The sequence below is a fragment of the Streptomyces sp. NPDC044002 genome (assembly GCF_056434525.1).
Window position 1 is genome coordinate 1 of sequence record NZ_JBWKEZ010000128.1, and the last position, 4,712, is coordinate 4,712.

Here is a 4,712-nt window from a genome sequence, read left to right on the forward strand (position 1 = left end):
GGCGACCCTTGACAGGCCGACCCGCCCCGGAAAGCCGAAAGACTGCCGGGAAACCCCCAAAGAAACGGCACGGTCCAGAGGAGGAGGGACGGGTCTCTCAGGGATGAGGCGAGGGGCCGGGCGCCGGCCCGCCGGGCATCCGGGCCCTCAGACGTCGCGATCCCGGGCCAGGGGCGCGACTACCCGCACGAGAGGTTGATCAGAGCGACCTGCGGAGCCCCCGGCGCGACAGATCGCTACGCGCTTCTCTGATCTCGGCGGCCGGCAGCCGTCTGGGGCTGATACCCGCACCTGAGGCTGATCAGGGCAGCGCGGGAGGGCACGGGCGCGTCGGATCGCTACGCGCTTCTCCGGTCTCGGCGACTGGCGGTTGTCTTGGGCTGGTCCGGGGCGGGTTCTACGTTGGTGGCGGCTGTCGTGAATTCACGGCCGGAGGCGCCACGGATGTAGGCCAGTTCCATCCAGCGTTCGATGCCGGTGCCGGAGACGTTCTCGTTGATCACGGCCATGAGGATGCCCTCGGTGCCTGAGGCGATGTCGCGGACGCGTTGGCGGAGGAGGCGGTGGGGGACGTACTCGTAGCACTCACTCATCGGGCGCTCCTTCGAAGGTGGCGAGGAAGCGCTCCCAGCCGATGAGTGCACGAACCAGGAGCTCGGCGCTGGGACTGCTTGTGGCTTGTGCCCGCGACCAGGGATTGTCGGGGGCGAGCGGACGGGTTGCCTGTTCGTGCGTCATGTATCCCTCGCATCGTCTGCCGGACGGTTCGATCTTCTCGGCGGCCGACGAAGGACCACAGGGACGCAACATCCCACTTTTCCGCTCTTAGTACTCCGGTCTGACTTCGCGATCTATTGTGCTGGCTGCGGCAGCGAGTCGTCGTCGGTAGTGGCTGCGTCGGGCTGTTGCCTGGTGGCGTCTGCGCCAGTTTGACCAGTGCAGGCCCCTGGAGGGGGACTGGGGCGGTGGGTTGAACGAGGCTGTGAGCAGGTGACGGGCCTCCGGGACGGTGAGGTCGATCGGTTCACTGCTTCGGGCGGGGTGATCCGGGTCGGCGGGGTCGACAAGATGAGCGCATGGACAGCGAACCTCTGCAGATCCCGCTTGACCAGCTCCGGCACGCCTTCGAGCTGGCACTGCAACACATCGAAGCGTCAGCCGGCAGCACCGTGGCACTCGAACGCGACTACTTCTGGTCTGTCCCGGGCGACGAACTCTACGACGTCCCCAACGAACCGAGAACGATCACGATCGGCCAGCTCTCCGAATCATGGCAGCACCTTGAAGACCTACTCGCCGCCCCGGACCGGGCCGTGGGCCACCACCTGGTCTGGCTTGCCGATGTCCTCCGAGCGATCGGGCAGGACACCGCCCGATAGTCACAACGCGAGCCCAACGTGACGTGGAATTACAAAGCCGCACTGGAGTATTAGTTGGCGATGCCGAGGAAGTCCTTCAGCTGCCGCAGGCCCGGCGGGTGGTTCGGTCCTGCCCACAGATCCGTGACGATCGCCACGGCCAGGGTGTGGTGCCGCATCCACGCAGGGGCTACCTTGCGCAGCCTTTCAAGGGCGTTCAGTGCGCCGGCGGCATCCCCCAAGTCGGCATGAGCGCGCGCCAAGTCCAGGAGCAGCCATGTCCGCCACGAAGGCGGGGTGTCCTTGCTGAGCCTTATCCCCCTGGCCAGCGTCAGGGCCTCCTCCGGGCGCTCGTGCTGGACCGCGAGGCGGACGCGCTCGATGCGCACCGACGACCGGCTGAACACCGAGACGAGTTTGCCGTCGGCCAGCGGAGGCAGGGTGGACAGTCGGCCCGCCGCCTTCTCGGCGGTCACCATCATGTCGTTGGCCGTCGCGTAGTCGTCGCTGCGGGCGTACGACGTGGCTGCGGACATCAGGAGTCCGCCCCAGACGCGAACTCCCTCTGACGTGGTGGTGTGTTCGCGTTCCACCGCGTCCGCGGCATGCACGGCCAGAATCCGTGCGTCGTCCAACCTGGCCTGCCTCTGGTAGGCCCATGCCACGGAGTTCGACAGCATCGGAGCAAGCAGGGGGTCCGACGAGTCTCCTGCTGCGGCGTACGCCCGCTCCAGCGCCGAGAGGGCGAGGTCCGTCTTGCCAAGACGAATGGCCAGGTGTCCGCCAAGTTGCAGCGCCTTGCCGAGGGCCGCCTGACCGGCTGCCCGCTGGTCCATGTTCCCCACGGCGGCGAGGAGTCTGGCATCGGCGATTATGCCCGGCAGCACCTCCATGAGGCGGCCGAAGTCCGCCGAGTGGTAGAGGGTCCATCCAGCCGCCAACTCGGCCCGCAGGAGCGGGAGCGACAACCGCTCCGCACCAGTCGGCTCCACGGGCGGGGCGAACAGCGGCGGCATTATCGCCCGCCGCACGGCCACGAGCGCCGGGGAATCCGCCTCGCCGTTCGAGGGCACCGCGGGCGGATCGCCCAGCAGGCTCGTCAGCTCGACGCCCAGCCCCTTGGACAGTGCGTGCAGCGTGGGCAGTCTGGCGCTGTGCTTGCGCCTCTGCTCCAACTTGCGCACCACGTCGACGGACACACCGGACCGCTCCGCCAGACCCTCTTGAGTCAGGTCGGCGAAGCGGCGAAGACGGCTCAGACGGTCACCCAAGTGCTCAGCAGCCATACGGCCAAAGTACGCCTTGCAGCTCCCGAAGCACCGTGGTTTCCGCCGGGCGGACGATACGCTCTGGCCGACCGACGAGAGGGATGGGCATGTCGCAGAGCGAAGGCGCACGACTGTTCCGGGAGGCGTGGATCGCGGGGGTGCGCCGGCACTTTCCCGGTGAGCCGAAGGCCGGGTACGTGACGCCGTGGGACGGGACGCCGCAGTGGGAGCGTGAGGCGGCGGGAGCCGTGTACGCGCAGGTGCGGCAGTTCGTCGAGACCGCCGACACCTCTCGGCTGTCGCGGGAGCAGAAGGGCCGGTTCGTCGCCGTCTGTTGGACCGCGCAGATGTTCAGGCACTTCGAGGACCCGAAGCCGGGTTACGTGGCCGACTGGCCGGAGCTTCCGTCCTGGCAGCAGGAGACGGACGCGGACATCTTCGAGGTCATCGAGAAGGCGCTCGCCTGATGCGGTCTCCGCTGATCACGCGCGTCTCCTGGGGCAAAATGGAGGTCGAGGGGCTCGGGGCGGGGAAGGACTTCGTGCTGTTCCCGGGTGGCGGAGAGGCCTGGGACTGGAACGTGCACGGGACCCGGCACGAGCCGGGGATCCAGGCCGGGGACGTGCGGGAGCTCCTTGGGCGGGGGTGTGCGGTCGTCGTCCTCAGCCAGGGGATGGAGCGACGGCTGAAGACGACGCCGGAGGCGCTGCGGGTGCTGCGGGAGGCGGGGGTCGTCGTGCACGCCGACGAGACCAGGGCCGCCGTCGCGCTGTACAACCGGCTGGCCGGCGACGGTGAGGCCGTCGGCGGGCTGTTCCACTCGACCTGCTGAGGGGGTTCACAGCAGGTCGGTCATCAGCAGGGCGAGTGCCCCGACGATCACCGCGCCACGCGGGAGTTGATCGGCACCAGCAGCCCCGTGGCGGCGACGACCGGGCCGGAGCCGATGTACCAGGAGGAGCGAACAGCCGTGGCGTGATCGCACGCCTCACGGCAACGAGCGCCGGGGAATCTGCCCCGCAGCAGGAGACGGCTTCGGTGGGCGAGGCCACGGCGAATGCGGCATCGTGGTTCGTGGGGGCAGAGGCTTCTGGATGCTGCGGACGGGGGGTGATTCAACCTCCAACCTTTAGGAGGGGCAAATGCCCCGGAGACCCCTCGGGACGCGTTTGGTGATCGCCATTACGACGGTCTGGCTGCTCCTCATCGCCGGCAGTCCGTTCGCCCTGGCCGTTACAGGCGTCCAGCCGAAGTCGTGGCCGGCGAAGGCGCCGGTCGTCAACGGATCGACCGGCATCAGCGCCGTTTCACAGCGGGACGGCCACCTGGACGTCTTCTGGATCGGCCCTGACGGGACGGTCAGGTCGAACTGGTGGGACAGCGCTCCCAACGGGGCCTGGGGAACACACGGCCAGTTCAACATCACCCCGCCCAACAGTGCGGCCTTGCAGTCGGGCGTGGCTGCCGTCTCCCAGCGAAACGGTCACCTGGACGTCTTCTGGATCGGCCCCGACGGGTCCGTGAGGTCGCATTGGTGGGACAGCGCTCCCAGCGGGGCCTGGGGAACACATGGACAGTTCAACATCGCACCACCGAACAGCGCCGCCCCGAACTCCGCCATCACCGCCGTTTCACAGCGGGACGGCCACCTGGACGTCTTCTGGATCGGGCCCGACGGAACGGTCAGGTCGAACTGGTGGGACAGCGACCCGAACGGCGCCTGGGCCAAACACCAGCCCTTCAACATCACCCCGCCCAACAGCGCCGCCCCCAACGCGGGCATCTCCGCGGTCTCCCAGCGAAACGGCCACCTCGACGTCTTCTGGATAGGCCCCGACGGGACGGTCAGGTCGCATTGGTGGGACAGCGCTCCCAGCGGAGCCTGGGGAACACACGGACAGTTCAACATCACCCCGCCCAACAGCGCCGCCCCCAACACGGGCATCTCCGCCGTTTCACAGCGGGACGGCCACCTCGACGTCTTCTGGGCAGGCCCCGACGGGACGGTCAGGTCGCATTGGTGGGACAGCGCTCCCAGCGGAGCCTGGGGAACACACGGACAGTTCAACATCACCCCGCCCAACAG

6 protein-coding genes and 1 pseudogene are annotated in these 4,712 nt (G+C 68.3%); 4 read left to right on the forward strand and 3 right to left on the reverse strand.

The window, feature by feature from the left end; translation table 11 throughout:
* Nucleotides 1–338: 338 nt before the first annotated feature.
* On the reverse strand, nt 339–593 hold the full coding sequence (locus AC07A6_RS40760) for a hypothetical protein (protein ID WP_478780462.1): 255 nt from the start codon (nt 591–593) through the stop codon (nt 339–341).
* 232 nt (nt 594–825) lie between these two features.
* Nucleotides 826–1,059: pseudogene (locus tag AC07A6_RS40765) on the reverse strand (hypothetical protein); the annotation flags it as partial.
* A 17-nt stretch (nt 1,060–1,076) separates the two neighbouring features.
* On the opposite strand from AC07A6_RS40765, the gene AC07A6_RS40770 reads away from it, so the two are divergent.
* A complete protein-coding gene (locus AC07A6_RS40770) occupies nt 1,077–1,379 on the forward strand; it encodes a hypothetical protein (RefSeq protein ID WP_478780471.1) in 303 nt (100 codons plus the stop codon).
* Between the two features lie 50 nt (nt 1,380–1,429).
* On the opposite strand, the gene AC07A6_RS40775 is transcribed toward AC07A6_RS40770, so the two are convergent.
* Nucleotides 1,430–2,644 (reverse strand): helix-turn-helix domain-containing protein, encoded by a 1,215-nt coding sequence (locus AC07A6_RS40775; protein WP_478780463.1) that lies wholly within the window; start codon nt 2,642–2,644, stop codon nt 1,430–1,432.
* A gap of 89 nt (nt 2,645–2,733) precedes the next feature.
* On the opposite strand from AC07A6_RS40775, the gene AC07A6_RS40780 reads away from it, so the two are divergent.
* From AC07A6_RS40780 to AC07A6_RS40790, 3 genes are all read left to right on the forward strand, one after another.
* Nucleotides 2,734–3,093, forward strand: a complete 360-nt coding sequence (locus AC07A6_RS40780; RefSeq protein ID WP_362472041.1) for a hypothetical protein — start codon at nt 2,734–2,736, stop codon at nt 3,091–3,093.
* Nucleotides 3,093–3,458, forward strand: a complete 366-nt coding sequence (locus tag AC07A6_RS40785) for an Mth938-like domain-containing protein (RefSeq protein ID WP_478780464.1) — start codon at nt 3,093–3,095, stop codon at nt 3,456–3,458. The genes AC07A6_RS40780 and AC07A6_RS40785 overlap by 1 nt, the downstream gene beginning before the upstream one ends.
* Before the next feature lie 340 nt (nt 3,459–3,798).
* Nucleotides 3,799–4,712: PLL family lectin (locus tag AC07A6_RS40790; protein WP_478780465.1), on the forward strand; the 914-nt coding region annotated here is incomplete at its 3' end.